Annotated in this window: 24 protein-coding genes and 2 pseudogenes; 9 read left to right on the forward strand and 17 right to left on the reverse strand. The window is 59.4% G+C overall.

Annotated features, from left to right (window positions below):
* Positions 1–21: 21 nt before the first annotated feature.
* The 3 genes from QF045_RS24195 to fadD2 all read right to left on the reverse strand — a co-directional run bounded on the left by QF045_RS24195 (position 22) and on the right by fadD2 (position 4302).
* Positions 22–177 carry a hypothetical protein gene (locus QF045_RS24195; RefSeq protein WP_164484914.1) on the reverse strand — a complete coding sequence of 52 codons (156 nt, stop codon included), beginning with the start codon at positions 175–177 and terminating at the stop codon, positions 22–24.
* Between the two features lie 363 nt (positions 178–540).
* The gene (gene fadD1 / locus QF045_RS24200) at positions 541–2232 is read right to left on the reverse strand and encodes a long-chain-fatty-acid--CoA ligase FadD1 (RefSeq protein WP_306494361.1); all 1692 of its coding nucleotides are present in this window, start codon (positions 2230–2232) and stop codon (positions 541–543) included.
* A gap of 381 nt (positions 2233–2613) precedes the next feature.
* Positions 2614–4302 carry a long-chain-fatty-acid--CoA ligase FadD2 gene (gene fadD2, locus QF045_RS24205; RefSeq protein ID WP_306494362.1) on the reverse strand — a complete coding sequence of 563 codons (1689 nt, stop codon included), beginning with the start codon at positions 4300–4302 and terminating at the stop codon, positions 2614–2616.
* 213 nt (positions 4303–4515) lie between these two features.
* Here fadD2 and QF045_RS24210 point away from each other — a divergent pair.
* A pseudogene (locus tag QF045_RS24210) lies at positions 4516–5461 on the forward strand (lysophospholipase).
* A gap of 57 nt (positions 5462–5518) precedes the next feature.
* Positions 5519–5989, forward strand: a complete 471-nt coding sequence (locus QF045_RS24215; RefSeq protein WP_034115694.1) for a MaoC family dehydratase — start codon at positions 5519–5521, stop codon at positions 5987–5989.
* Between the two features lie 135 nt (positions 5990–6124).
* Here QF045_RS24215 and QF045_RS24220 read toward each other — a convergent pair whose 3' ends face one another.
* Positions 6125–6592, reverse strand: coding sequence for a PA2169 family four-helix-bundle protein (locus QF045_RS24220; RefSeq protein WP_306494363.1), 468 nt, complete (start codon positions 6590–6592; stop codon positions 6125–6127).
* A 205-nt stretch (positions 6593–6797) separates the two neighbouring features.
* Between QF045_RS24220 and QF045_RS24225 the strand changes: the two genes are divergently transcribed.
* Entirely contained in the window at positions 6798–7034 is a 237-nt protein-coding gene (locus QF045_RS24225; RefSeq protein WP_065887770.1) for a DUF3820 family protein, read from the forward strand.
* 14 nt (positions 7035–7048) lie between these two features.
* On the forward strand, positions 7049–8224 hold the full coding sequence (locus tag QF045_RS24230) for an aminotransferase class V-fold PLP-dependent enzyme (RefSeq protein ID WP_306494364.1): 1176 nt from the start codon (positions 7049–7051) through the stop codon (positions 8222–8224).
* A 201-nt stretch (positions 8225–8425) separates the two neighbouring features.
* Here the strand turns inward: QF045_RS24230 and QF045_RS24235 are convergent, their stop codons facing one another.
* The 3 genes and pseudogenes from QF045_RS24235 to zwf form a co-directional block, all read right to left on the reverse strand.
* Complete coding sequence (locus QF045_RS24235) at positions 8426–9091, reverse strand: bifunctional 4-hydroxy-2-oxoglutarate aldolase/2-dehydro-3-deoxy-phosphogluconate aldolase (RefSeq protein ID WP_017735662.1); 666 nt, start codon at positions 9089–9091, stop codon at positions 8426–8428.
* 17 nt (positions 9092–9108) lie between these two features.
* Positions 9109–9824 (reverse strand): annotated as a pseudogene (gene pgl, locus QF045_RS24240) (6-phosphogluconolactonase).
* A complete protein-coding gene (gene zwf / locus QF045_RS24245; protein WP_306494365.1) occupies positions 9811–11277 on the reverse strand; it encodes a glucose-6-phosphate dehydrogenase in 1467 nt (488 codons plus the stop codon). Before zwf ends, pgl begins: the two are co-directional and overlap by 14 nt.
* A 220-nt stretch (positions 11278–11497) precedes the next feature.
* Here zwf and QF045_RS24250 point away from each other — a divergent pair, with 220 nt between their 5' ends.
* Positions 11498–12358, forward strand: a complete 861-nt coding sequence (locus QF045_RS24250) for a MurR/RpiR family transcriptional regulator (protein ID WP_169856377.1) — start codon at positions 11498–11500, stop codon at positions 12356–12358.
* Between the two features lie 73 nt (positions 12359–12431).
* On the opposite strand, the gene QF045_RS24255 is transcribed toward QF045_RS24250, so the two are convergent.
* The 10 genes from QF045_RS24255 to QF045_RS24300 form a co-directional block, all read right to left on the reverse strand.
* Positions 12432–13277: a D-hexose-6-phosphate mutarotase gene (locus QF045_RS24255; RefSeq protein WP_306494366.1), complete on the reverse strand. Its 846-nt coding sequence runs from the start codon at positions 13275–13277 to the stop codon at positions 12432–12434.
* 100 nt (positions 13278–13377) lie between these two features.
* On the reverse strand, positions 13378–14724 hold the full coding sequence (locus QF045_RS24260; RefSeq protein WP_306494367.1) for a carbohydrate porin: 1347 nt from the start codon (positions 14722–14724) through the stop codon (positions 13378–13380).
* 202 nt (positions 14725–14926) lie between these two features.
* Entirely contained in the window at positions 14927–16087 is a 1161-nt protein-coding gene (locus QF045_RS24265; protein WP_306494368.1) for an ABC transporter ATP-binding protein, read from the reverse strand.
* Between the two features lie 2 nt (positions 16088–16089).
* Positions 16090–16935 carry a carbohydrate ABC transporter permease gene (locus tag QF045_RS24270; RefSeq protein ID WP_124387920.1) on the reverse strand — a complete coding sequence of 282 codons (846 nt, stop codon included), beginning with the start codon at positions 16933–16935 and terminating at the stop codon, positions 16090–16092.
* Positions 16928–17836: a carbohydrate ABC transporter permease gene (locus QF045_RS24275; protein ID WP_124387921.1), complete on the reverse strand. Its 909-nt coding sequence runs from the start codon at positions 17834–17836 to the stop codon at positions 16928–16930. Before QF045_RS24275 ends, QF045_RS24270 begins: the two co-directional genes overlap by 8 nt.
* Positions 17837–17937: 101 nt before the next feature.
* Positions 17938–19224: an ABC transporter substrate-binding protein gene (locus tag QF045_RS24280; RefSeq protein WP_306494369.1), complete on the reverse strand. Its 1287-nt coding sequence runs from the start codon at positions 19222–19224 to the stop codon at positions 17938–17940.
* Between the two features lie 104 nt (positions 19225–19328).
* The gene (locus QF045_RS24285) at positions 19329–20588 is read right to left on the reverse strand and encodes an AGE family epimerase/isomerase (protein ID WP_306494370.1); all 1260 of its coding nucleotides are present in this window, start codon (positions 20586–20588) and stop codon (positions 19329–19331) included.
* A gap of 114 nt (positions 20589–20702) precedes the next feature.
* Positions 20703–21524 carry an ATPase gene (locus QF045_RS24290; RefSeq protein ID WP_306494371.1) on the reverse strand — a complete coding sequence of 274 codons (822 nt, stop codon included), beginning with the start codon at positions 21522–21524 and terminating at the stop codon, positions 20703–20705.
* A 127-nt stretch (positions 21525–21651) separates the two neighbouring features.
* Positions 21652–22650: an NAD(P)-dependent oxidoreductase gene (locus QF045_RS24295; protein WP_306494372.1), complete on the reverse strand. Its 999-nt coding sequence runs from the start codon at positions 22648–22650 to the stop codon at positions 21652–21654.
* Between the two features lie 98 nt (positions 22651–22748).
* Positions 22749–23645, reverse strand: coding sequence for a LysR family transcriptional regulator ArgP (locus tag QF045_RS24300; RefSeq protein WP_306494373.1), 897 nt, complete (start codon positions 23643–23645; stop codon positions 22749–22751).
* A gap of 98 nt (positions 23646–23743) precedes the next feature.
* Between QF045_RS24300 and QF045_RS24305 the strand changes: the two genes are divergently transcribed.
* The 4 genes from QF045_RS24305 (at position 23744) to QF045_RS24320 (ending at position 25867) form a co-directional block, all read left to right on the forward strand.
* The gene (locus tag QF045_RS24305) at positions 23744–24145 is read left to right on the forward strand and encodes an ACT domain-containing protein (protein ID WP_306494374.1); all 402 of its coding nucleotides are present in this window, start codon (positions 23744–23746) and stop codon (positions 24143–24145) included.
* Positions 24146–24150: 5 nt separating this feature from the next.
* Positions 24151–24753: a LysE/ArgO family amino acid transporter gene (locus QF045_RS24310; RefSeq protein ID WP_306494375.1), complete on the forward strand. Its 603-nt coding sequence runs from the start codon at positions 24151–24153 to the stop codon at positions 24751–24753.
* Positions 24754–24930: 177 nt separating this feature from the next.
* Complete coding sequence (locus QF045_RS24315) at positions 24931–25527, forward strand: superoxide dismutase (RefSeq protein WP_065949384.1); 597 nt, start codon at positions 24931–24933, stop codon at positions 25525–25527.
* A 127-nt stretch (positions 25528–25654) separates the two neighbouring features.
* On the forward strand, positions 25655–25867 hold the full coding sequence (locus QF045_RS24320; protein WP_306494376.1) for a hypothetical protein: 213 nt from the start codon (positions 25655–25657) through the stop codon (positions 25865–25867).
* Positions 25868–25900: the final 33 nt, after the last annotated feature.

A 25900-nucleotide genomic window follows, 5' to 3' on the forward strand; every position in this document is an offset into this window, starting at 1 on the left:
ATTCGAATAGCACGCGCTGCATTACTTGCCGGCGTCTTCAATATCGGCAGAGATATTGTTATTGGATTCGTGAATAACAAACCCGGCGCGCATTTGCCCTTCGTCATTCAGAATATCGGCAAAAGCTTCTACAGCAGAGGCGTCAAGTGCGAATGTTTCGTTAGTTGCGTTATTCATGATGTTCTCCTTGAATAGTTGAATGCCGTTATCGGCTATCGCCGCTACAGGGATATGACGCGGGATAATTCCACTGCGGCAGTGTGTTACCCCTGAAACAGCAAGAAGAGTTTTAGAGCAGTGCACGACCACGCTCAACTACAAGATTTGGTAGTCACCGGCGGCTAAATTTTTGATGACAGCCACTTTACCCAGTGGCTGCAGGGGATTAACCGATGTGCTTGAACGTCCGCCGATCGACAAATTTAGCTTATTTTTCATGATCAGCACTGGAAAGTGGCGATGTGCAATCAATGCAAATCGACAGCGCAAAAAAAACCCGTACTTCAATAAGTACGGGTTTTTTAGTAAACGGCGATCACATTATTTTTTCAGGCCAAGCTTCTTGAGTTCTTCATCACGCAATTCACGCCGCAGGATCTTGCCCACGTTGGTGGTCGGCAATGCATCGCGGAACTCAATGGCCTTCGGCACCTTGTAACCGGTAACGTTGGCGCGCATGTGTTCCATCACCTGTTCCTTGGTCAGCGTGGCCCCAGGCTTGACCACAATGAACAGCTTGATGTGCTCACCGGACTTTTCATCCGGCACGCCGATGGCCGCACACTGCAGCACGCCCGGCAGGCCTGCCAGCACGTCTTCGAGCTCGTTGGGGTAAACGTTGAAACCGGAGACCAGAATCATGTCCTTTTTGCGATCCACGATGCGCATGTAGCCATCGGGCTGGATGATCGCGATGTCACCGGTCTTCAGCCAGCCTTCGCTGTCGAGCATCTCGTCGGTAGCGTCCTGACGCTGCCAGTAGCCCTTCATGACCTGGGGGCCCTTCACGCACAGCTCGCCGGTTTCGCCCAGCGGCAGCTCGGTGCCATCGTCGGCAATCACTTTACACACGGTGGAGGGCACCGGAATGCCAATGGTGCCGATCTGGATATGCTGGATCGGGTTGACCGTGGCCACCGGGCTGGTTTCGGTCATGCCGTAACCCTCGCAGATGCCACAACCGGTCACGGCCTTCCAACGCTCGGCTGCCGCCAGTTGCAGCGCCATGCCGCCTGACAGGGTGACCTTCAGCGCGGAGAAGTCCAGCTTGCGGAACGCTTCGTTGTTGCACAGCGCCACGAACAGGGTGTTGAGGCCAACAAAGCCGCTGAACTTCCACTTCGAGAGTTCCTTGACCATCGCCGGCAGGTCGCGCGGGTTACTGATCAGGATGTTGTGGTTGCCGATCAGCATCATCGCCATGCAATGAAAGGTAAACGCATAGATGTGATACAGCGGCAGCGGCGTGATCAGGATTTCGCAACCTTCATTGAGGTTGGAGCCCATCAGCGCCTTGCATTGCAGCATGTTGGCGACCAGGTTGCGATGGGTGAGCATCGCGCCCTTGGCCACGCCGGTGGTGCCGCCGGTGTATTGCAGCACCGCCACATCGCCACTGGTGGGGTTGGCATCGCTGACCGGCTGGCCGTGCCCCTTGGCCAGCACGTCGTTGAACTTGATCGCTTGCGGCAAGTGATACGCCGGGACCATTTTCTTCACGTACTTGATCACGCTGTTGATCAACAGGCGTTTGAACGGCGACAGCAGGTCGGCCACTTCGGTCACGATCACGTGCTTGACGGCGGTCTTGGGCACGACTTTTTCCGCCAGGTGCGCCATGTTGGCCAGGCAAACCAGGGCCTTGGCCCCGGAGTCATTGAATTGATGTTCCATTTCCCGCGCGGTGTACAGCGGGTTGGTATTGACCACAATCAGCCCGGCACGGATGGCACCGAACACGGCGACCGGGTACTGCAGGACGTTGGGCAGTTGCACGGCGATCCGGTCGCCAGGCTTCAGGTCGGTGTGCTGCTGCAGGTAGGCGGCGAAGGCACCGGACAATTCGTACAGTTCACCGTAGGTGATGGTCTTGCCCAGGTTGCTGAAAGCCGGTTTGTTGGCGAAGCGCTGGCAGGACTGCTTCAGTACCGCCTGAATATTCGGATACTCGTCCGGATTGATTTGTGCAGCAATCCCGGCGGGGTACTTATCCTTCCAAAAGTCTTCGTTCATGGAAGCCCACTCCTCAGCGACGCGAATTCATCATCGCATTTGATGCGATTATTATTGGTGTATGTTTTTTTAGGTGAATCTGGCGCTTTAAAGCAGGCCTAGACGTCACAAAGCGCGCCGAGAGTAGCAGCTTTGCCAAGGGCCGCCTAGAGCCAAACGAGGGCCCTACAGTCATTATCACGACTGTCCTACAATAATTGGTCACACTTTAAACGTAGCCAAAATAACCCACTGGAAGGCTCTGGAATGGGGATTTGCAGGCCATACAACACAATGTGGGAGGGGGCTTGCCCCCGATAGCGGTGGGCCAGTCACCGAAAATGTGACTGACGCTCCACAATCGGGGGCAAGCCCCCTCCCACAGTTGCTGGCTATTTCACTTCAAGCGATGTCGCGCAGCTCCCGCCGCAGAATTTTGCCCACCGGCGTCATCGGCAACGACTCACGCAGCACAATATGCTTGGGCACTTTGTAGCCCGTGAAGTTGGTCTTGCAGTAGGCCTTCAATTCCTCAAGGCTCACCCCTTCGGCCCGCGCAACCACAAACAGCTTCACTGCCTCCCCCGTGCGCTCGTCCGGCACGCCGATCACTGCGCAGTTGGCCACGGCCGGGTGGGCCATTACCACGTCTTCGATTTCGTTGGGGTACACGTTGAAGCCCGAAACGATGATCAGGTCTTTCTTGCGATCGACGATGCGCACGAAGCCATCGTCGTCGATCACTGCGATGTCGCCGGTCTTCAACCAACCCTCGGCGTCCAGCGCCTCGGCCGTGGCCGCCGGTTGCTGCCAATAGCCCTTCATCACTTGCGGGCCCTTGATGCACAGTTCGCCGCGCTCGCCCAACGGCAACTCGACGCCTTCGTCGTCGATGACTTTCATGGCCGTGGCCGGCACCGGAATACCCACCGTACCTAGCCGGGATTTGTTGCCATAGGGGTTGGTGCTGGCCACCGGCGAGGTTTCGGTCAAGCCGTAGCCCTCGCCGATCGTACAGCCGGTGATTTGCTGCCAGCGCTCAGCGGTGGCCTTGATCAGCGCGGTGCCACCGGAGTTGGTGAGCTTGAGGTGGGAGAAGTCCAGGTTCTTGAACTCGGGATGGTCCATCAGCGCTACAAATAACGTGTTGAGCCCCAGCAGCCCGGTGAAACGCCACTTCTTCAGCTCCTTGATGAACCCGCCGATGTCCCGTGGGTTGGTGATCAGCACGTTGTGGTTGCCGGATACCATCATGCACATGCAGTTCGCGGTGAATGCATAGATGTGGTACAGCGGCAGCGGCGCAATCATCACTTCCTGGCCTTCCTTGATCAGCGGATGGCCGTCGTCCCCGACTTGCGACATGCACGCCCGCGCCTGCTGCATGTTCGCCACCAGGTTGCCGTGGGTGAGCATCGCGCCCTTGGCCAGGCCAGTAGTGCCACCGGTGTATTGCAGCACGGCGATATCATCGAGGCTTACCGGATGTCGCGTCACCCCCAGGCCAGCCCCCATGCGCAAGGCGCGCTTGAACGACACCGCACGCGGCAGGTGGTAGGCCGGGACCATTTTCTTCACTTTGTCGACGACGGTGTTGACCAGCCAGCCTTTGGCGGCGGGCAGGAAGTCGCCCATTTTGGCTTCGATCAGGTAGTCGATCTCGGTGTCGGTACACACTTCCTGCACCCGCGAGCCGAACAGATTGAGGTACACCAGCGCACGCACGCCGGCGTCCTTGAACTGATGACGCATTTCACGCGGGGTGTACAGCGGGTTGGTATTGACCACGATCAGCCCGGCGCGCAGTGCACCAAAAACGGCAATCGGGTAATGCAGCACGTTGGGCATCTGTACCGCGATGCGCTCGCCGGGCTTGAGGTCGGTGTGCTGCTGCAGGTAACCGGCGAACGCCGCACTCTGGCGCTCCAGCTCGGCGTAAGTCAGGGTAACGCCCATGTTGCTGAACGCCGGACGGTCGGCAAAGGCCTTGCAGGAACGCTCGAAGACTTCGACCACCGAATGATAGCTGGTGAGGTCGATGACATTGGGCACGCCCGCCGCGCGTTTGTCATTCCAAAAATCAGGTTGCATTATTCTTGTCCTCTTTACCTGAGTATGTCCGGCCGCTTTTCCATACAGCTATAAAGAGCGGAGCTTTGAGGACGTTAGCAGTAATGGCCAAACAGGCAAATACGCTGAACTGTGTCATTGATTGTATGAATCTTGTTGCTAAGGCGTAGGCAGATACCCCTCCCTGCGACAGATGAGCTATACACTGCAACGACCCCGAGCAAAGGAAGCGCCATGAACCACACCACTTTCTGGCTGACCGCGAACGACCGCAGCCGGCTGTACGTCAGTCAATGGATGCCCGATGACGCACCCAAGGCCGTGGTGATGCTTGCCCACGGCATGGCCGAGCACAGTGATCGTTATGGGCGTCTGGCACAGGCGTTGTGCGAAGCCGGCTACGGTGTGTATGCGCTGGACCAACGCGGGCATGGCCGTAACCGCCGACGAAGGCACCTTGGGGCTGTATGCCGAAAAGGATGGCTGGAACAAAGTGGTGGGCGACCTGGCCAGCCTCAACCAGCACATCGGCCAGCAGCAACCGGGGCTGCCGATTATTTTGCTGGGCCACAGCATGGGCAGCTATATCGCCCAGGCTTTTCTGCTGCACCACAGCGCCAGCCTGCAGGGGGCAATACTCAGCGGTTCGAATTTCCAGCCGGTGGCGCTGTATCGCGCAGCGCGGGTGATCGCGCGTATCGAACGCGCTCGCCAAGGCTTGCGCGGGCGCAGCGCGTTGATCGACTTTTTGTCGTTCGGCTCATTCAACAAAGCCTTCAAACCCAATCGCACCGCCTTCGACTGGCTCAGCCGCGATCCCGTTGAAGTCGACAAGTACGTCAACGATCCGCTTTGCGGGTTTCGCTGCACCAACCAACTGTGGATCGACCTGCTCGGCGGCTTGCAGCACATCAGCAAAGTGTCCAACCTCGCGCAGATCGATCCGGGGCTGCCGATGCTGGTAATCGGCGGCGAATGTGATCCGGTGAGTGAAGGCAAGCGTCTCAAAAACCTGGCCCACGCCCTGCGCGAGGCCGGCTGCCGGAACGTGCAATTGACGCTCTACCCGCAGGCGCGCCATGAAGTGTTCAATGAAACCAACCGCGACGACGTCACCGCGGATGTAGTGACGTGGCTCGAGCAAGCCCTGACAGTGCGCAGACCTACCCGCTGCGAATAAATTTCCGTTTAAAATCAGCCTATTAAATTACCGATTAGCCACAGGATGCACGCTTAGATGACCCAGGTAACCAACACCCCCTACGAGGCCCTTGAAGTCGGCCAGACCGCGAGTTTCAGCAAGACAGTGGAAGAGCGCGATATCCAGTTGTTCGCCGCCATGTCCGGCGATCACAACCCGGTGCATCTGGATGCCGAGTACGCCAAGGCGACCATGTTCAAGGAGCGTATCGCCCATGGCATGTTCAGCGGTGCGCTGATCAGCGCGGCGGTAGCCTGTGAATTGCCTGGCCCGGGCACGATTTATATCGGCCAGCAGATGAGCTTTCAAAAGCCGGTCAAAATCGGCGACACCCTGACCGTGCGCCTGGAAATTCTGGAAAAACTGCCCAAGTTCCGTGTGCGTATTGCCACGCGCGTGTTCAACCAGCGCGATGAGCTGGTGGTGGACGGTGAGGCCGAAATCCTGGCGCCGCGCAAGCAGCAAGTCGTGACGCTGACTGAATTGCCGCCCATCAGCATCGGCTAATATTGGCGCAATACAAATGTGGGAGGGGGCTTGCCCCCGATAGCGATCTTCCAGTCAGTGAATTTATCGACTGATTGACCGCTATCGGGAGCAAGCCCCCTCCCACATTTTTTTACAGCATTTGCAACTCAGGGCTTACGACTGAGCGCGAGCCTGGTTACGCAGGGCTTTAACCTGGTCGTGGTTGCGCTGCACGCCGTGGAACTGGCGTTCAACCAGGTCACGAATGCCCAGCAGGTTGTGCTGGTTGATCTTCTCGATCGCTTCCTTGTAAGCCTTCAGTGCGTGGTCTTCACCGCGCTCGGCTTCGTTCAGCACCGATTCTTCGTCCTTGCCGGTCACCATCGACTTCACGTCAACCCAACCACGGTGCATAGCACCGGCCACGCTGCCGGATTCTTTCGGCTCGCCACCCAGGGCACGCACGGCGGTTTGCAATTCAGCGGCGGCGGTGGCGCAATCGGCGGAACGCTTAACGAACAAGGCTTTGAGCTCTGGGTGCTTGATGTCTTCAGCACATTCCTTGAAACCCTTTTGGCCGTCAATGCTGGTTTCGATCAGGTCGTTCAGAACGGAGATGGATTCTTTATTGATGTCAGTCATTTTTCAATTCCTTATGTGGGTTGAGGAAGGTTGCCTTAATGATTGCAGTGCTCGTGCCAGGTTTTGAAAAATAACTTAATCGTTTCATTTCAATAACTTACGAATTATTGAACCATCTGTATGTACGTTATTTGCATGATCTGTCATTTGGCCTTCGTGCAGAATGCCTGTATTTTCCAGGCATCGAACCAAACGCTTGAAGCCCATGAACCCCGAAAAACTCGAATTGCTGATCACGCGCCAAATGCCCTTCGGTAAATACAAGGGACGGATCATCGCCGACCTGCCCGGCCCTTACCTGAACTGGTTTGCCCGCGAAGGCTTTCCCCACGGAGAACTGGGCGGTTTGCTGGCCCTGATGCAGGAAATCGACCACAACGGCCTGGCCGAATTGCTCGAACCGCTACGCGTAAAACACGGTAAACCCGCCCCTCGCCATTAATTAAGAGCCGCCCCATGCCAAGGAATGCAGACAACGAACTCCACTGGCAGGCCATTGCCCAGCGCTATGAGCTGGAGCCTGGCCCGATCAATCTGGAAAACGGTTACTTCGGGCGCATGAGCCGGGCCGTCCAGGCGCAGTACCTGGAACACGTTGCGTTTATCAACCGCAGCAACTCGGTGTATGTACGCCAGCGTTTCGAGCAAGGGGAAAATCTGGAGATTCGCCGTGAACTGGCTGCTTTGATTGATGCCGACCCCGAGTCGGTGGCCTTCACCCGCAACGCCACCGAAGCCTTGCAGTCGTTGATCCGCAACTACAACCGCCTGCAACCGGGCGATCAGGTGCTGATCAGTGATCTGGAGTACGACACGGTCAAAGGCGCGATGCGTTGGCTGGCCGGCGTGCGCGGGGTGGAAGTTGTCGAAATTACCCACACTCACCCAGCCAGTTTCGACAGTTTGGTGCAGACTTATCTCGATGCCTTCATTCGATACCCGTGCTTGAAGCTGATGGCGCTGACCCATGTCACCCATCGCACCGGCCTGGTGATGCCCGTGGCGGCAATCGCCAGGGCGGCGCGTGAACACGGTGTCGACGTGATCCTTGATGGCGCCCACGCCCTGGGCCAGATCGATTTCAACCTCACCGAACTGGGCATTCAGTTCGCCGGCTTCAACTTGCACAAGTGGATTGGCGCGCCGCTGACCCTGGGCTTTCTCTATATCGCTCCGGAGCGCTTGACCGATATTGACCCTGACATGGGTGAGTTTCACTACCCCGCCTCTGATGTGCGTGCGCGAACGTCCTACAGCACACCCAACTTTCCGGCACTGATGAGCCTGCCCCTGGTGTTTGAAGAGCATCGGCAATTGGGGGGGACGGCGGCCAAGGGCGCGCGGGTCAACTATCTGCGGGATCTTTGGGTGAGCCAGGTGCGGCCGCTACCGCGGATTGAAGTGCTGACGTCGGATGATCCGCGACTGTATTGCGGGATCACGGCGTTCAAGTTCATTGGGCGCGATCAGCAGATGATGGTCGACCGGTTGCTCAAGGAGTATGACGTGTTTACCACGACCCGCTCAGGGGCGGCATTTGGCACTTGTATTCGGGTGACGCCGGGGTTGGTGACAACAGCTAAGGACATCAATGTGCTGGTGCATGCGATTACCCAGCTCAACACAGATTGAAATGTGGGAGGGGGCTTGCTCCCGATGGCGGTGTAGCAGTCACCCATGTATTGACTGAACCACTGTTATCGGGAGCAAGCCCCCTCCCACATTGGTTTTGCGGAGTTCTCGAGGTTTCCACAGGCAAAAAAAAGCGGTCCGCCGACCAAGCGCACCGCAAAAATGCCGTTAAGCACAGCAACAACGATTCGGTAAATCAGATCAGTCCAGCAGCGCCAACGCCTCGGCGGTGACTTCCTGGATTCGCGCCCAGTCGCCGTTCTTGATCCACTCAGGATCAAGCATCCAGCTACCGCCGACGCACATCACGTTTTTCAACGCCATGTAGCTTTTGATGTTGGCCGGGCCGACGCCACCGGTCGGGCAGAATTTCACTTCGCCGAACGGACCACCCAAGGCCTTGATCGCCGCCACGCCGCCACTGACTTCGGCCGGGAACAGCTTGAAGCGGCGATAGCCCAGGCCATAGCCTTCCATGATGCCGGAAGCATTGCTGATGCCAGGCAGCAGCGGGATCGGGCTGTGCACCGAGGCTTCCAGCAAGTCGCGGGTAATGCCTGGGGTGACGATGAATTGCGAACCGGCCACTTCAGCGGCTTCAAGCATGTGACGGTCCAGCACGGTGCCAGCACCGGTGCACAGTTCAGGGCGCTGCTCGCGTAGCACCTGAATGGCCTTGAGGCCGAACTCGGAACGCAGGGTCACTTCCAGGGCGGTCAGGCCGCCGGCGGCCAGGGCATCGGCCAGCGGCAGGATGTCCTGTTCACGAGCGATGGTGATCACCGGCAAAATCCGCGCCTTGGCGCAGAGGCTGTCGATCAAGGCAACTTTATCCGCCATGGACACGGTCGGTTGAGGGCTTTTCATAGCGGCTGATCCTTGGCTCATGGGCACCAGTAAATCTCTAAAGTAGGTTGCAAAAACGCGCGAATCGGCATGGCAGCGATATCGTCACTGGCCAGGGCCGCGCTCAAGGTGGTCAATTTCGAACTGCCGCCGAAATCGACAGCACGGTGTAGTGGGCCGTAGCCAGTAGCGCGCGACTCATGGTCAGGCGCTGGTGCGGCACGGTCGGCGCCAGCATGGGCCAGCAACGGCGGGTACCGTCGGCCTGCAACGCTTGCGCAAGGTTCGGGCTGTTGGGAAACAGCGAGGCGGTGTGACCGTCATCGCCCATGCCCAGCACCAGCACATCAATCGCCGGCAGCTCGGCCAGCAGGCGATCAGCCTGCTCGGCCGCGTCTTCGAGGTTGGCCGCGGCGCTGTACAGACTCAAGAACTTCGCCTTGGCCGCCGGCCCTTGCAGCAAGTGCTGCTTCAACAAGCCGGCATTGCTGTCGGCGTGCTCCACCGGCACCCAACGCTCGTCGGCCAGGGTGACCGTGACCTTGGACCAGTCCAGGGCCTGCCTGGCCAGGTTCTGGAAAAACGCCACGGGGCTGCGGCCACCGGACACCACCAGGGTCGCCTCGCCACGGGCGCTGATAGCCGCGCGCAGTTGTTCGGCCACGTCATTGGCCAGACCGTCCGCCAACAGCACGGGCGTGCGGTACTCATGGGCGGTGACGCCCTGAGGCAGTTTCAATTCAGATATCGCCATACCACGACCTCCCATCCCGCGTGATCAGTGCAATCGAGCTCATCGGCCCCCAGGAACCCGCCGCATACGGCTTGGGCGCATCACCGGATTTTTTCCACCCGGCGATCAACTGGTCACACCACTTCCACGCGGCTTCGATTTCATCTTTGCGAACAAACAGGTTCTGATTGCCGCGCATCACTTCCAGCAACAGCCGCTCGTAGGCATCGGGAATCCGTGCGCTGCGATAGGTGTCGGAAAAATTCAGTTGCAACGGGCCGCTGCGCAGTTGCATGCCCTTGTCCAGGCCCTGCTCCTTGGTCATCACGCGCAAGGAAATACCTTCGTCCGGCTGCAGGCGGATGATCAACTTGTTGCTGATCTGCAAGCGCTGTTCGGGGGCGAAGATATAGTGGGACGGTTCCTTGAAGTGGATGACGATCTGCGACAGCTTTTGCGGCATGCGTTTGCCGGTACGCAGGTAGAACGGCACCCCGGCCCAACGCCAGTTACGGATATCGGCACGCAGGGCGACGAAGGTCTCGGTGTCGCTCTGGGTGTTTGAGTTCTCTTCTTCCAGGTACCCCGGCACGGCTTTACCGGCGCTGTAGCCGGCGATGTACTGGCCGCGCACCACCTGGGTGGTCAGGCCTTCCGGGCTGATCGGCGCCAGGGCCTTGAGCACCTTGACCTTCTCGTCACGGATGCTGTCGGCGGACAGGTCGGCCGGCGGGTCCATCGCAATCAGGCACAGCAACTGCAACAAGTGGTTCTGGATCATGTCGCGCAGTTGGCCAGCCTTGTCGAAGTAACCCCAACGGCCCTCGATGCCCACCTGCTCGGCGACGGTGATTTCCACGTGGGAAATGTAGTGCTGGTTCCATTGGGTTTCGAACAGGCTGTTGGCGAACCGCAACGCAATGAGGTTCTGGACGGTCTCTTTGCCCAGGTAGTGGTCGATGCGGTAGGTGCGGTTTTCCGGGAAAAACTGCGCAACGGCGTCGTTGACCTTGCGTGAGGATTCCAAGTCCGAACCAATCGGCTTTTCCAGCACGACGCGGGTGTTTTCCGCCAGGCCGACCTTGGACAGGTTTTCACAGATCGCGCCATACACGGCGGCCGGGGTGGCGAAGTAGGCGATGAGACGCTGCTCGCTGCCAACTTTTTCGGCAAGGCCGACATAGTCGTCAGCCTTCATGAAGTCGACGTGCACATACGCCAGGCGCGCGAGGAAACGCTGGGCCACGGCTTCGTCGAGCTCTTTGCCGACGTATTTGCGCAGTTCTTTTTCGATATGGGCCAGGTGCTGCTGCTCGGACCCGGCTTCGCGGGCCAGCGCCAGGATGCGCGTGTCTTCGTGCAGGAGGCCGGCGCCATCAAGCTGATAGAGGGCAGGAAATAACTTGCGCAGCGCCAGATCACCCAAGGCGCCAAACAGGGCAAAGGTGCAGGGTTCTACGGTTATCGAAGGCATGATGTTTGTTCTTTTATCAAGTTAAGCTACAAATACCTTTTTTCAAGGCATCACTCAAGGAAAAATGTAGTAATAACCACAACATTTTCCGCAAAAACGCATTGCGAGTGGTGGTGTTCAGCTACCCTCAGTAGGATAGGCCACCGCGAAACGCCACTCATCGATTGGTTACCGCCTTTTTATTGGCATCGTCGCCCGAAGGAAAGACTGAATGGACCGCGTGCGAAATCTTCTGGAACAGATCCGGAACCGCCTCGAAGAATTGAACAAGGCCGAACGCAAGGTCGCCGAAGTGATCCTGCTCAACCCGCAGCAGGCCACCCGCTTCTCGATCGCTGCCCTCGCCCAAGCCGCCTCGGTCAGTGAACCGACGGTCAACCGTTTCTGCCGTTCGTTCGGCGTCAGCGGTTACCCTGAACTTAAATTGCAGTTGGCGCAAAGTCTGGCCAGTGGCGCAGCGTATGTCAGCCGCGCCGTGGAAGCCGATGATAACCCTGAGGCCTACACGCAGAAGATCTTTGGCAGCGCCATTGCGTCGCTGGACAGCGCCTGCCAGGCCCTCGACCCTGCGCTGATCAGCAAGGCCGTGGATCTGTTGATCCAGGCGCGGCAGATCCACTTCTTCGGCCTGGGAGCCTCGGCCCCGGTGGCCATGGACGCGCTGCACAAGTTCTTCCGCTTCAACCTGGCGGTCACCGCTCACGCCGACGTACTGATGCAGCGCATGATCGCCTCGGTGGCGCACACCGGTGAATTGTTCGTGATCATTTCCTACACCGGGCGCACCCGTGAGTTGGTGGAAGTGGCGCGTATCGCGCGGGAAAACGGCGCGTCGGTGCTGGGCGTAACGGCCGAGAACTCGCCGCTGGCCAAGGCCAGTACGGTGAGCCTGAATATTCCACTGCCGGAAGACACTGACATCTACATGCCGATGACCTCGCGGATCATTCAGCTGACGGTGCTGGATGTGCTGGCGACCGGCATGACACTGCGCCGTGGGGTGGACTTCCAACCGCACTTGCGCAAGATCAAAGAGAGCTTGAACGACAGCCGGTATCCGGTGGGGGATGAGTTCAACTGAGCCAGTGTGCTTGTGTGTTGGATGTACTGGCCTCATCGAGGGCAAGCCCCCGATGAGGCCCTCAGCCACACCGCTAGACCCCAGCCCGGGCCTGCAGGCTCAGGTGCGCCCTCTCCCCCGGCGCCAGGCTCGCCCCGGCCATCGCCGACTCGACGCACACAAAACCCGCCGCCTCGTTGAAGCTCACGCCCAGTAACGGCCGGCTACCGGGATGCCACACCACGGTATCGGCGCTGTCGCCCGTGTCGATGCACAGTTCACGCTGCCAGGCGTGATCCTTGAGGTGCAGTTCTCCCTCATGCTGGAACACCCGCTGGCACCCGCCATCCACACGCAGTTCACCTTCCTGCTGGCAAGCCTGACGGTTGAGCTGGTCATAACCTTGCGCTCCGTCTAGCCCAGACAGCGCTACCTCGTCAACGTGACCAATACGCCAGTAGGCGTGCAAAGCATGGCTCAACTGGCACGGCAGCTCATCCTGATGCTCGGTGCTCAGGCGCAGCTCGAGGGTTTCACCCAACTGCGCGTGCAGGTCCACCTGCCAGTCGCACAACTGCAGTTGCCAGTGCAGGCGCACGCCATCGTCGTCGGTGCTGCTGTCGAGCAGCTTCCAGTCGATCAAGCGCGCCCAGCCATGGGACGGCCAGGCGTTTTCGCTGGGGTGACGGCCATACCACGGCCAGCACACCGGAACACCCCCACGGATGGCACCGACTTGCGGCCATTTGGCCGCGCACCACAACCAGGGTTTCTGGCCGGTGGGCTGAAAATGCAGCAACTGCGCGCCCTGGCGACTGAACACCGCCTGGCACAGCGGATGGTCGATCACCAACACATCGCGCATCTGAAAGCGCTCCCAGGCGAACACCGGACGCTCGCGCAAGGATTTGAAAAAACGTTGCAGCGGTTGCTCATGCATGTGCCACGGTCCTGAATATCACAGTGCCACCCAAAAAAAAGCGGATAGCCATGGCTACCCGCAAAATGCGCACAGAGAGAAGGAGCTTATCGCAACAGCGTTAGAACGTAGACTGAATTTTCAGGCCCGCTACCAGCGCGTTGTCGACTTTGTCCACGCCACCAGGCTGGACAACGTATTGCAGGTTAGGACGCACGGTCAGCCAGTTGGTGACGTGGAAACCGTAGTTGAGTTCGACGTTGTACTCGGTCTCACGAATCGGCGTGTAGAGCGAGTTGTCGTAGTCGTTCACACCGTTGGCAACGTTGAGCAGCTCGGAGTTCTTCTTCACGTCATCGTTGACGTGCAGACGAGCGACACCAATGCCGACGTCATCTTTTGGACGCGCGTCGAATGGGCCTTTGTACACCAGCATCAAGGACTGGTAGTTGTCGACCAGGTTGGTTTCCTTGTCGTGGAAGGTCGCGTTGGCGGCAATGTTCAGACCACGGGTAGCGTCGCCGTTATGCGTGGTGAGTTGCTGTTGCGCAACGAACCAGTAGCCTTTCTTGCTGCTGCGGGTACGGTAGGCGGCGCCAGTGGTAGCGGCATCGTTACCGTTGATGTCTTCACGCACGTCAGACGCGTCGGCGGCGCTTTTGTAGTAACCCACACGGTATTCGCCCGGCAGGTTATTAACTTTCGGCGACCAGACCAATTCCACCGGGATCACGGTGCCTTTGGTACCGCTGCCGCTGAGCTTGAAGCCGTTGCCGTGCTCCAGTTGCGACGGGTTCTGGTTGTAGGCACCGATCTGTGCATACAGCTCAGGCGTGATGTTGTACTTCACGCGGATAGCCGCCTGGCTGACGGGCCAGTTGTACCAGGTGTTTACGTAGTTACCCACCTGGGAGCCGCAGAACGACAGGTTCTGGAAGTCGCACGGGAAGGTGTTGAAGTCTTCGCCTTCACCGAAGTAGCCGAGCTTCACGTCCAACTTGTTGTCGAACATCTGGTGCTGAATCCAGAACTGGGTCAGGCGCACCATGTGGCCACGGCCATACACTTCCTGGGATGAGCTCAGGGTGCCGGCACGCGGGTCGCCAATACGGTCATTGGAGATGTTCTGGCCATTACGGTTGGTGAACTGGATCTTGGCCTGGGTGTTATCCCAGCCCCACAGCTTTTGCAGGTCCAGTGCCACGCCCAGACCGAACTGGTCGGAGTAACGACCGGTCTTGTCATCGTTGTAGCCACCGTGGGCGTTGTAGCCCATTTCCCCAACGTAGTCGGCCTTGATGTCGATACCTTGCTCGATCAGCTTGGTACGCTCGCCGCCCCAATCGCCGGTCATCCACTTGGAATCGGCGCTGAACGCATCGGCCGCCATCGCATTGGCGGACAATACAAGGGCTGCTGCCGCTGACAGTTGGCAGAGCAGCCGGGTGTTGTTGTGTTGCTTTTTCATCCCTACATCCTCGTCTTTATTGTTATTAAACTGTTTTTATCTAACGCGGGTTACATTTTTTTAATCAAAACAACAACTTAAATCCTAATCAAATCCCTGTAGGAGCGAGCTTGCTCGCGAAAACCCGAGAGCGCCACTCTCAACCAGGAGCGCTGCGCCATCGTTAACGACCTTCGCGAGCAAGCTCGCTCCTACAGATGCTTCAACGGCCTTTGAACTGGGCCACATTGTCGGCATGCCCCTGTGCCGGCAATGAAGCGGCGCTACCCAATCGCTCACCGGTCTTGGCATCGAACAGCAATACCTTGGCCGGGTCGAACTGCAGGGTCAGGGTCTCGCCAACCTGCGGTGCCACGTCCGGCGCCAAACGGCAGCAGACCTTGGTGTCGTTGAGCTGCACGAACACCAGGGTGTCCGGGCCGGTCGGCTCGGTCACCTGGACTTCGGCACGAATGCTCGAAGAACCGTTGCCCTCGCCCACCGCCAGCACGATCTGCTCCGGGCGCAGGCCCAGGATCACATCGCGGTCTTCCAACCCAGCGTCATTCATGCTCAGCGGCAGCTCGCAACGGGCCTGGCCGCTGTCGAGCAGCGCTACCAGGCGACCGTCCTTGCGTTGCAGGCGCAAAGGTACGAAGTTCATGGGAGGTGAACCGATAAAGCTTGCCACAAACAAGTTGGCCGGGTCGTTGTAAATTTCTTTCGGCGTACCAAATTGTTGGATGATGCCGTCCTTCATCACCGCCACTTTGTCACCCAGGGTCATCGCTTCGATCTGGTCGTGGGTCACGTAGACGGTGGTGGTTTTCAGGCGCTGGTGCATCAGCTTCATTTCGGTGCGCATCTCGACGCGCAGCTTGGCGTCGAGGTTCGACAGCGGTTCGTCGAACAGGTAGATCTTCGGCCGACGCGCCAATGCCCGGCCCATGGCCACGCGCTGTTGCTGGCCGCCAGAGAGCTGGCCCGGCTTGCGATTGAGCAGGTGCTCGATCTGCAGCAGCTTGGCCACGCGCGCCACTTCGGCGTCGATGTCGGCCTGGGGCATCTTGCGGATCTTCAGGCCGAACTCAATGTTCTCGCGCACGCTCATGGTCGGGTACAGCGCGTAGGACTGGAACACCATGGCGATGTCACGGTCCTTGGGGCTCATGCCGCTCACGTCCTGATCACCGATCATGATCGCGCCGCCGGAGATGGTCTCAAGGCCGGCGATGCAGTTCATCAACGTGGACTTGCCGCAACCCGAAGGGCCGACCAGGATCAGGAATTCGCCTTCCTTGATCGACAGTTCGATGTTCTTCAAGGTGTCGGGCAGGCCGGCGCCATAGGTCTTGTTTACATTGCGAAGTTCAAGCGTAGCCATGATTACCCCTTGACCGCGCCGGCCGTGAGGCCGCGCACGAAATACTTGCCTGCGATCACATAGACCAGCAGGGTCGGCAGCCCGGCGATCATCGCCGCCGCCATATCCACGTTATATTCCTTGGCCCCGGTGCTGGTGTTGACCAGGTTGTTCAGCGCCACCGTGATGGGCTGGGAGTCACCGCTGGAGAACACCACACCGAACAGGAAGTCGTTCCAGATCTGAGTGAACTGCCAGATCAGGCAGACCATGATGATCGGCGTCGACATCGGCAGAATGATCTGGCGGAAGATGGTGAAGAAACCGGCACCGTCCAGGCGGGCCGCCTTGATCAGCGCATCCGGAATGCTTACGTAGTAGTTACGGAAGAACAGCGTGGTGAACGCCAGGCCGTAGACCACATGCACGAAGACCAGGCCGGTGGTGGTGCTGGCCAGGCCCATCTTGCCGAGGGTGAACGACGCTGGCAGCAGCACGGTCTGGAACGGCAGGAAGCAGCCGAACAGCAACAGGCCGAAGAACAACTGCGAACCGCGAAAGCGCCAGAACGACAGCACGTAGCCGTTCAACGCGCCGATGGCCGTGGAGATCAGCACAGCCGGCACGGTGATCTTGAGCGAGTTCCAGAAGTAACCGTCCACGGTGGCCCAGGCCTTGACCCAGCCAATGCCGCTGAACACGGTCGGCCAGCTCAGCAGGTTGCCGTTGCTGATGTCTTCCGGGGTCTTGAAGCTGGTGAGCAGCATCACCACCAGCGGCACCAGGTACAGCAGCACCGCAAGGATCAGCACCGCGTAGATCGCGATGCGACTCAGGCTGATGGCAGGTTTGGCGGCGAGACTAGTCATTGCGCTTGGTCCTCAGCTCGGAATACAGGTACGGCACGATGATCGCGAGGATCGCACCGAGCATCAGGATTGCACTGGCCGAGCCCATGCCCATCTGGCCGCGGCTGAAGGTGAACGAATACATGAACATCGCCGGCAAGTCGGACGAATAGCCCGGGCCGCCTGCGGTCATCGCCGCCACCAGGTCGAAGCTCTTGATCGCAATGTGCGCCAGGATCATCACCGCACTGAAGAACACCGGACGCAGGCTTGGCAGCACCACGCTCCAGTAGATGCGCGGCAGGCTCGCGCCGTCGATCTGCGCGGCGCGGATGATCGACTGATCGACACCGCGCAGGCCCGCCAGGAACATCGCCATGATAAAGCCCGAGGCTTGCCACACGGCGGCGATCACCAGGCAGTAGACCACGCGATCGGGGTCGATCAGCCAGTCGAGACGGAAGCCTTCCCAGCCCCAATCACGCAATAATTTGTCCAGGCCCATGCCCGGGTTGAGCAGCCATTTCCACGCCGTACCGGTGACGATCATCGAGAGCGCCATCGGGTACAGGTAAATGGTACGAATGAAACCTTCGCGGCGGATTTTCTGGTCGAGGAAAATCGCCAGCATCACGCCGATCACCAGGGTAATCCCAATGAACATCCCGCCGAACACGGCCAGGTTTTTGCTCGCGACCCACCAGCGATCGTTGTCGAACAAGCGCTCGTATTGCGCCAGGCCAGCCCACTTGTAGCTGGGCAGGAACGTGGAGGTGGTGAACGACAGCACGAACGTCCACAGGATGTAGCCATAAAAGCCCACCAGCACGATGAACATGCTCGGCGCCAGCACCAGTTTAGGGAGCCAGCGCTGCAGTGCATCGAACGGCGAGGCCTTGCTGAACACAGCAACAGAACTCATGGGAAAATCCAATAGAAGAAGGGAGGCGGCCACAAGCTACGAGCTGCAAGCGGCAAGACAGCGGCGCCCCTGCTTGCAGCTTGTAGCTTGCAACTTACAGCTTATTTAGCCGACTTGATCGCAGCGCCAAGTTTCTTGGCAGTGTCGGCCGGGTCGGCTTTCGGATCGTTCATGTAGTTGGTGACCACGTCAAAGAACGCACCTTGTACCGCCAGGGTGGTGGCCATGTTGTGCGCCATGCTTGGCTGCAGGCCGCCGGTCTTGGCATCGGCCAGGAAATCCTTGGCGGCGGTCTGGGCGCACGAGTCGAAGCCGTACGAATCCATTTTGTTCAGCATGTCGTTACGCACAGGGATCGAACCCTTGTTGATGCTGAAGACTTTCTGGAAGTTTTCACCCAGCACGACTTTGGCGATGTCCTGCTGGCCAGCAGCAGTGCCTTTGTCTTTCTGCTTGAACACCGCCAGGGAGTCGATGTTGTAGGTAAAGGCTTTGTCGGTGCCCGGGAAGGCTACGCACTCGTAGTCCTTGCCGGCGACTTTCTTGGCGGCGGTCCATTCGGACTTGGCCCAGTCACCCATGATCTGCATGCCGGCCTTGCCGTTGATGACTTTACCGGCTTCCAGGTTCCAGTCCTGGCCTTTGCCGTCAACGTCCATATAGGTCGCGACTTTCTTAAGCTCAGTCAGGGCCTTGACCATTTCCGGGCCGGTCAGGGCGGCGTTATCCAGGTCGACCAGTGCTTTCTTGTAGCCATCAGCACCCATCACCGAGAGCACCACCGCTTCGAACACGGTGCTGTCCTGCCAAGGCTGGCCGCCGTGAGCGAGGGCAATGAAGCCCGCCGCTTTGAGCTTGTCGCCGGCAGCGTAGAATTCTTCGAGGGTGGTTGGGTTCTTGGTGATGCCGGCTTTCTTGAAGACTTCCGGGTTGATCCAGAGCCAGTTCACGCGGTGGATGTTGACCGGCACGGCAACGTAGTCACCGTCGTACTTCACGGTGTCGGAGACTTTCTTGTCGAGCAGGGAATCCCACTTTTCTTCTTTGGCGACGTCCTTGAGCACGTCGGTGTCGAGCAGGCCGGTGGACGCCCATTCCTGGATGTCGGGGCCTTTGATCTGGGCAACGCCTGGCGGGTTACCGGCGACCGCGCGGCTTTTCAGCACGGTCATGGCCGTGGCGCCACCGCCACCTGCGACCGCACCGTCTTTCCAGGTGAAGCCGTCTTTCTCAACTTGGGCCTTCAGGACATCCACAGCCGCCTTTTCACCGCCGGAGGTCCACCAATGCACCACTTCAACCGTACCTTTGGAGTCGGCTGCAAATGCACTGAGGGGGAACAACGAGGCAATGGAAATAGCAACGGCGAGGCGATTAATCGCGTTCATCTGAGTACCTTTTCTTGTTGTTATGCATGCAAGTCTAGAGCTTGCGCTGCACGGAGTTTAAACAGGGATTTTCCAGGCGCAGGTAACAAAGGGACGTACAAATGTCACCACTTGGTGACATAACGCCCGCTGCCCAATGCACTGGCCAGGCTGGGTGCCAAGGGTAATGCAGGCAGCACTACGGCTTGCCAGGCATGGTACAGGTCCGGCTTGCCACCCCAGATCTTGCTGCTGGGTTGGTTGTGCGGGCTGAGTTCATGGTGCCAACTGCCATGGAGTCGGTCGATAAAATGGGTTTCGCAAAATTCCCAGAACCGCCGATACCAGATTTCGTAATGTAGCTCCCCGGTACGCTTGAGCAGCGCCTGGGCGGCGGCGCTGGCTTCGGCATGGGTCCAGTGCAGGCGTTCGCGCACCACCGGACGCTGGTTCCAATCCAGGGTGTAGACAATGCCCGGCGCACCATCCACCGCCCAGGCATAGTCACAGGCACTGGCAAACAGCCCTTGGGCGTCGGTCACCAACCAGTCCGGCGTGAGCAGTCCGGCTTGCAGGCGCGCAGCTTCCAGGTGCAGTACCAGCCGCGCCCATTCAAAGCCATGGCCGGGGGTGATGCCATAGGGACGGAAGCCGTCGGCGGGGTTGTCTTCGTTGTAACCGAGCAACGGGTGCCATTGGGCGTCGAAGTGCTCGATCACCATGAAGCGGTTACTGGCGGCATGGGTATGGATGACACGCTCGACGATACGCAACGCGCGGTCCAGCCAGCGTGTGTCACCCGTGACATCGGCCAGGGCGAGGAACGCTTCGGTGGCGTGCATGTTGCTGTTGGCGCCGCGGTAGGCTTCAACGCTGCTCCAATCCTGTGCGAAGGATTCGAGCATCACGCCCTCCTCCTCACTCCAGAAGAACTGGTCGATGATATGGATCGCATCGTTGAGCAGGGTTTGCGCGCCGGGCGCGCCGGCCACCAACGCCGAGCTGGCGGCCAGGGCAACGAACGCATGCAGGTAAGCAGCCTTGCCGGTGTTGCCATCGATGGCCTCGGGCGCGGCGAACCAGCCACCGTGTTCGCTATCGTGCAACGGGCCACTCAGGGCAGCGACGCCGTGCGCGACCAAGTCGGCATAACCGGGCAAGCCCATGGCGTGGGCCATGGCGAAGCTGTGGGTCATGCGGGCAGTGTTCATGGTTTCAGCGTGGGCGTCGGTCGGCAGTTGACCTCGATCATCCAGGTTGCCGAAGCCGTGCGGCACGCGGGAAGCCTTGGCAAACGAGAGCAGGCGCTGGCCTTCGGCCGCGAGCCAGGCGTGATGAGCAGGTGCGTTCAGCCAACTGCTGGCAGGCAGTGGTTGCATGGTCATGGGTGGCCCTTGTTATTTTTTGTGGGTGACCGGAGTCTAAACAAGGGCATGGAAGCGGCAAGTAACGAAGGCGAAGATAAATGTCACCAGATGGTGACATTTTATCGTTTTATGTCATTGACCCGGCGTAGCAGCCGCCGGCGCATTGAGACGTTGATTCAGGTTCTGCACCTGACTCTGCAACGTGGTGATATTGCGCGTGGTCTGGATGCGGAACACGTCGAACTCTTTATTGGTTGGCGCATCCGCGTTGGCGGGCTGGTTTTCCTGTGCGCTCTTGAGCACCAGCAGATCCTGCTCGATTCGAGCGATGGCCGCCGTCGGATTGCCCTGTTTTTTCAACGCCGCCACATCCTCAGCCAGGCCCTTGGTCTCACCCTGCGCCGCCTTGAGTGTGGCGACCGCATCGGTCAGCGCCTGCACCTGGCCCTGCAATTTGGCATTCGCATTCGTCAGCTCGGTGGTGCTGGCGCTCATCTGGGCCAGACGCTGGTCCAGTTCGGTGGCTTGGCCGGCCACGCCGACTTGTTGCTTGCCCTGCTCGAGCAACTGGGTTTTCAACTGCTCGATCTGCAGTTTCAGCGCTTCGCTGCCGTTGTTCACGTTGGCTTCGCTGGCCACGAACTTGCCGGAAATATCCTGCAGCCGCCCCGCCGCTTCTTCGCTGATACGCGCAAAGCTTTCCTGGGTGGCGACCAGTTGCTGGCCCATCAGGGAAATCTGCTGGAAGCTCCACCAGGCGAGGCCGGCAAAGGCGATCAGCAGCGCGCCGACCAAGGCCCATAGCGGGCCGGTGTTGGCCTTTTTCACCTTGACCACGGGCGTGGTCCGCGAGCGCACTGAAGTGGCGGCTGTCGGCACGAAATCATCATCGTCCTCAAGATCGGCCCGCAGGCTGGGAACGTTGTCGAAATCGTCTTTAGCATCGTTACGCATGAATCTACCCTGAATCAATGAGATGGCCCGTTGAGAAGCCGAGCGTCGGAAGTATAAACGGTGCCCCCGGCGCATGGATCGACCTGCAACCCGCCATTGGGTTGCGGATGTGTTGCTGGTTATGAACTCATGGGTGGCCCGAATGCTGCGCTTTCCACCACGAGCAGAACTCGTCGAGGGCGCTCCACAGGCTGACCTTGGGATCGTAATCGAGATAATGCCGTGCCCGGCTGATGTCGAGGGTGAAATCTTTGTTCATCACCTGCATGCCCAGGCGCGACAACGACGGCTCCGGCCGCCCTGGCCACATCGCGCAGAACGCCTCGTTCATTGCCGCCACGCTGTAGGACAAGCCATAGGAGCGATAGCGAGTGACCTGCGGCAGGTCCATTTGTCGCATCACGTAGTTGACCACATCCCACACCGGCACCGGCGTGCCATTGCTGATGTTGTAGGCCTTGCCCAACGCCGACCCAGGTGCCAGCAGGCTGCTGAGCAGCGCCTCGTTAAGGTTGTGCACGCTGGTGAAGTCGACCTTGTTGAGGCCATCACCGACGATGGCCAAGCGGTTCTTGCGTTGCATCTTCAACAGACGCGGGAAAATGCTCATGTCACCGGCACCGGTGACGAAACGCGGGCGCAGGGCGAGCACTTCCAGGCCGAACTCCTGGGCCCCGAACACCTTCTGCTCGGCCAGGTACTTGGTTGCCGCATACGGATGCTTGAAGCGCTTGGGCACCTGCTCTTCGGTCAGCCCCAGGTGATCGCGCCCATCGAAGTAGATGGAGGGCGACGACAGATGCACCAACCGCCCGACCCGCTGCTTGAGGCACGCTTCGACTACGTTTTCGGTGACCAGCACGTTGCCTTGATGAAAATCCTGATACTTGCCCCACAGCCCCACGGCTCCAGCGCAATGCACCACGGCCTCGACATCACGGCACAGGTCGCGCACCAGGTCGGCATCGTTCAGATCACCCTGGATAAACTCGGCACCACGGCGCACCAGGTGTTCCACACCTTCGGCGCGTCGCCCGTTGACCCGCACGTCCAGGCCCTGCTCCAGGGCGAAACGCGCAAAGCGCCCGCCGATGAAGCCGCTTGCGCCGGTGACCAGAATTTTCATGGTGTCTCCTACGGATACAGCTGCAAGCTTCAAGTTTTCAGCTGCAAGTTAAATACGGTCCGCAAGCTATTCTCTTGCCGCTTGCAGCTTGACGCTCGTTACTGCTGATAGGGCACCAACCATTGCCCACAGACGTGCGCCAGATGCTCGGTCAACAGGCCCAACAGTTGCCCGCCACTGCGCCAATGATGCCAGTACAACGGCACGTCGATGGGCTTATCTGGCAGCAATTCGACTAACAGGCCGCTCTGCAACTGGTCGCGCACCTGCAATTCGGGCACCAGGCCCCAGCCCAGGCCGGCTTCCGTCAGGCGGATAAAGCCTTCGGACGACGGGCATAAATGGTGCTCGAACCCACCGTTGACCCCGAGCAAAGCCAGGTACCGGTGTTGCAGGAAATCGTCCGGCCCGAACACCAGCGCCGGCGTACTGGCCAACTGATCAGCCTTCACGCCGTCAGGAAAGTGCCGCGCCATGAAAGCAGGGCTGGCCAATGCACGGTAACGCATGGCGCCAAGCGCCAGGCTGCGGGCGCCGGCAACCGGGCGCTCGCTGGCGCAGATACAGGCGGCCACTTCACCGGCGCGCATGCGTTTGAGGCCCACGGTCTGGTCCTCCACCACCAGGTCCAGCAGCAAATGCTGCTCGCCACAGAAATCGCTGACCGCCAGCGCCCACCAAGTGGCGAGGCTGTCGGCATTCAGCGCGATGCGTAGGCGCTCGGGCATGCCCTCTTCGTCCAACGCGGGCACCTGGCTCTGCAGGTCGCGTTCCAGCAAACGCACCTGTTGCACATGGTTGAGCAAGCGCCGACCGATATCGGTGGGGGTCGGCGGCGTCGCCCGGACCAATACCGGTTGGCCGACACGCGCCTCCAGCAGCTTGATGCGCTGGGACACCGCCGACTGCGAAAGCCCCAGCACTTGAGCACCGCGTTCGAAGCCGGCCTGTTCCACCACCGCCGCCAGGGCAGAGAGCAATTTATAGTCGAACATCAGTTTCTCTAATGAGCGATCAGTAAGATTGATTTTTCTTATACCGTGCGCACCCAGAGAATAGCCAGCATCGCTTCTCTCTTTATAAGGAACCTCCCATGGCTGGCGAAACCGCTCTGGCAACCCTGTTGCGCAGCATGAGCCCGCAACTCAATGACGGCGATTACGTGTTCTGCACCCTGCCCGATCACCGCATCCCGGCCGGTTGCGAGGTGATCGGCAGCTTTCGCGAGCACGAAGGCTTGACGCTGATCCTGGAACGCCAGCACGCCGAACAGGCCGGCCTGGCCTTTGACTACGTGGCGGCCTGGATCACCTTGAATGTGCATTCGGCCCTCGAAGCGGTCGGCCTGACCGCCGCGTTCGCCAGCGCGCTGGGCAAGGCCGGCATCAGTTGCAACGTGATCGCCGGCTATTACCACGATCACCTGTTCGTCGGCCGCGCGGATGCCGAACGCGCCATGAATGTGCTACGCCAACTGGCAGCGGACGCGGAGTAAACCCTATGTGGCAAAGCTATCTGAATGGCCTGTTGGTGTCCCTCGGCCTGATTATGGCGATCGGCAGCCAAAACGCTTTCGTCCTGGCACAGAGCCTGCGCCGTGAACATCACCTGCCGGTGGCCGCGTTGTGCGTGGTGTGTGATGCGTTGCTGGTGGCGGCCGGCGTATTCGGCCTGGCGACAGTCCTGGCGCAAAGCCCGCTGCTGCTGGGCGTTGCGCGCTGGGGCGGCGCGGCTTTTCTGTTGTGGTACGGCACGCTGGCGTTGCGTCGTGCGTTTTCGAAACAGAGTCTGGAGCAAGGCGCCAACCTCAAGGTGCGCTCATTACGCGCGGTGCTGCTCAGCGCCCTGGCGGTGACGCTGCTCAACCCCCACGTCTATCTGGACACGGTGTTGCTGATCGGCTCACTGGGCGCGCAGCAGGCCGAACCGGGTGCGTATGTAGCGGGCGCCGCCAGCGCTTCGTTGCTGTGGTTTTCCACGCTGGCGCTCGGCGCGGCCTGGCTGGCGCCGTGGCTGGCACGCCCGGCGACCTGGCGCCTGCTGGACCTGTTGGTGGCGGCGATGATGTTCAGCGTGGCCTACCAGTTAATCAGTGCGCCATGAACTTATTCCAAAAGGCTCTGGAACCTCTATCCCACACAGTTGTTGCGTGGTTTTGCCGCACCCCCGGTGCTATGATCCCGAACTTGCGCCGCAAAGAGTACAGACTCGCCGGCGCTTGTTTGGCCGCCCGTGATCGGCCTTGCGCTCACCGCAACTGACCTGATTAGGAGAATCATCATGGCTTTCGAATTGCCGCCGCTGCCCTACGCACACGATGCCCTGCAGCCGCACATCTCCAAGGAAACCCTGGAGTATCACCACGACAAGCACCACAACACCTATGTCGTGAACCTGAACAACCTGGTGCCAGGCACCGAGTTCGAAGGCAAGACCCTGGAAGAAATCGTCAAGTCTTCTTCGGGCGGTATCTTCAACAACGCCGCTCAGGTCTGGAACCACACGTTCTACTGGAACTGCCTGGCGCCAAACGCCGGCGGCCAACCAACCGGCGCATTGGCTGAAGCCATCAACGCTGCGTTCGGTTCGTTCGACAAGTTCAAGGAAGAGTTCAGCAAGACGTCCATCGGCACCTTCGGTTCCGGCTGGGGCTGGCTGGTTAAAAAAGCTGACGGTTCCCTGGCCCTGGCCAGCACCATCGGCGCAGGCAACCCGCTGACCAACGGCGACACCCCGCTGCTGACCTGCGATGTCTGGGAACACGCCTACTACATCGACTACCGCAACGTGCGTCCCAAGTATGTAGAAGCGTTCTGGAACCTGGTTAACTGGAAGTTCGTGGCTGAGCAGTTCGAAGGCAAGACCTTCACTGCGTAAGTAACGTTTGCATTAGAAAGAGCCCGGCGATTGCCGGGCTTTTTTTTGGTCGATGGAACCGAGTGGGCGTCACCGGCCACCCAGGCAGCAGAGGAATTCGCCTCTGGAACCTGTCGGAGAAATAACCATGTCTATTGGAGCACTCGCAGTACTGCCCGTGATCAGTGAAGTGGCCAAAGCCGCCGGTGATATCACCAAGTCGGTCGCACCACTCGTCAAACCCTTCACCGATGTGCTGGCCAAATCCTTGGGCAATGCCCTGGAATCGCAAAACAAAACCGTGGACTTTTCCAGCGCCCAAGAGACTCACAAGCGCCAAGTGAACTACGCGACAGTCTGATCGCGGTCTCCTCGACCAAGCAGGCGGACGCAA

Source organism: Pseudomonas sp. W4I3 (genome assembly GCF_030816195.1).
Lineage (GTDB): Bacteria > Pseudomonadota > Gammaproteobacteria > Pseudomonadales > Pseudomonadaceae > Aquipseudomonas.

What these genes read in the sequence shown, in the direction of transcription:
- QF045_RS24310 (WP_306494375.1), top strand. Translation starts at nt 24,151, where the DNA reads ATGTGGCAAAGCTATCTGAATGGCCTGTTGGTGTCCCTCGGCCTGATT.
- QF045_RS24300 (WP_306494373.1), bottom strand. Translation starts at nt 23,645, where the DNA reads ATGTTCGACTATAAATTGCTCTCTGCCCTGGCGGCGGTGGTGGAACAG.
- QF045_RS24215 (WP_034115694.1), top strand. Translation starts at nt 5,519, where the DNA reads ATGACCCAGGTAACCAACACCCCCTACGAGGCCCTTGAAGTCGGCCAG.
- QF045_RS24280 (WP_306494369.1), bottom strand. Translation starts at nt 19,224, where the DNA reads ATGAACGCGATTAATCGCCTCGCCGTTGCTATTTCCATTGCCTCGTTG.
- QF045_RS24230 (WP_306494364.1), top strand. Translation starts at nt 7,049, where the DNA reads ATGCCAAGGAATGCAGACAACGAACTCCACTGGCAGGCCATTGCCCAG.
- fadD2 (WP_306494362.1), bottom strand. Translation starts at nt 4,302, where the DNA reads ATGCAACCTGATTTTTGGAATGACAAACGCGCGGCGGGCGTGCCCAAT.
- QF045_RS24225 (WP_065887770.1), top strand. Translation starts at nt 6,798, where the DNA reads ATGAACCCCGAAAAACTCGAATTGCTGATCACGCGCCAAATGCCCTTC.
- QF045_RS24265 (WP_306494368.1), bottom strand. Translation starts at nt 16,087, where the DNA reads ATGGCTACGCTTGAACTTCGCAATGTAAACAAGACCTATGGCGCCGGC.
- QF045_RS24270 (WP_124387920.1), bottom strand. Translation starts at nt 16,935, where the DNA reads ATGACTAGTCTCGCCGCCAAACCTGCCATCAGCCTGAGTCGCATCGCG.
- zwf (WP_306494365.1), bottom strand. Translation starts at nt 11,277, where the DNA reads ATGCCTTCGATAACCGTAGAACCCTGCACCTTTGCCCTGTTTGGCGCC.
- QF045_RS24275 (WP_124387921.1), bottom strand. Translation starts at nt 17,836, where the DNA reads ATGAGTTCTGTTGCTGTGTTCAGCAAGGCCTCGCCGTTCGATGCACTG.
- fadD1 (WP_306494361.1), bottom strand. Translation starts at nt 2,232, where the DNA reads ATGAACGAAGACTTTTGGAAGGATAAGTACCCCGCCGGGATTGCTGCA.
- QF045_RS24290 (WP_306494371.1), bottom strand. Translation starts at nt 21,524, where the DNA reads ATGCGTAACGATGCTAAAGACGATTTCGACAACGTTCCCAGCCTGCGG.
- QF045_RS24260 (WP_306494367.1), bottom strand. Translation starts at nt 14,724, where the DNA reads ATGAAAAAGCAACACAACAACACCCGGCTGCTCTGCCAACTGTCAGCG.
- QF045_RS24195 (WP_164484914.1), bottom strand. Translation starts at nt 177, where the DNA reads ATGAATAACGCAACTAACGAAACATTCGCACTTGACGCCTCTGCTGTA.
- QF045_RS24305 (WP_306494374.1), top strand. Translation starts at nt 23,744, where the DNA reads ATGGCTGGCGAAACCGCTCTGGCAACCCTGTTGCGCAGCATGAGCCCG.
- QF045_RS24320 (WP_306494376.1), top strand. Translation starts at nt 25,655, where the DNA reads ATGTCTATTGGAGCACTCGCAGTACTGCCCGTGATCAGTGAAGTGGCC.
- QF045_RS24255 (WP_306494366.1), bottom strand. Translation starts at nt 13,277, where the DNA reads ATGCATGAGCAACCGCTGCAACGTTTTTTCAAATCCTTGCGCGAGCGT.
- QF045_RS24220 (WP_306494363.1), bottom strand. Translation starts at nt 6,592, where the DNA reads ATGACTGACATCAATAAAGAATCCATCTCCGTTCTGAACGACCTGATC.
- QF045_RS24235 (WP_017735662.1), bottom strand. Translation starts at nt 9,091, where the DNA reads ATGAAAAGCCCTCAACCGACCGTGTCCATGGCGGATAAAGTTGCCTTG.
- QF045_RS24315 (WP_065949384.1), top strand. Translation starts at nt 24,931, where the DNA reads ATGGCTTTCGAATTGCCGCCGCTGCCCTACGCACACGATGCCCTGCAG.
- QF045_RS24295 (WP_306494372.1), bottom strand. Translation starts at nt 22,650, where the DNA reads ATGAAAATTCTGGTCACCGGCGCAAGCGGCTTCATCGGCGGGCGCTTT.
- QF045_RS24285 (WP_306494370.1), bottom strand. Translation starts at nt 20,588, where the DNA reads ATGACCATGCAACCACTGCCTGCCAGCAGTTGGCTGAACGCACCTGCT.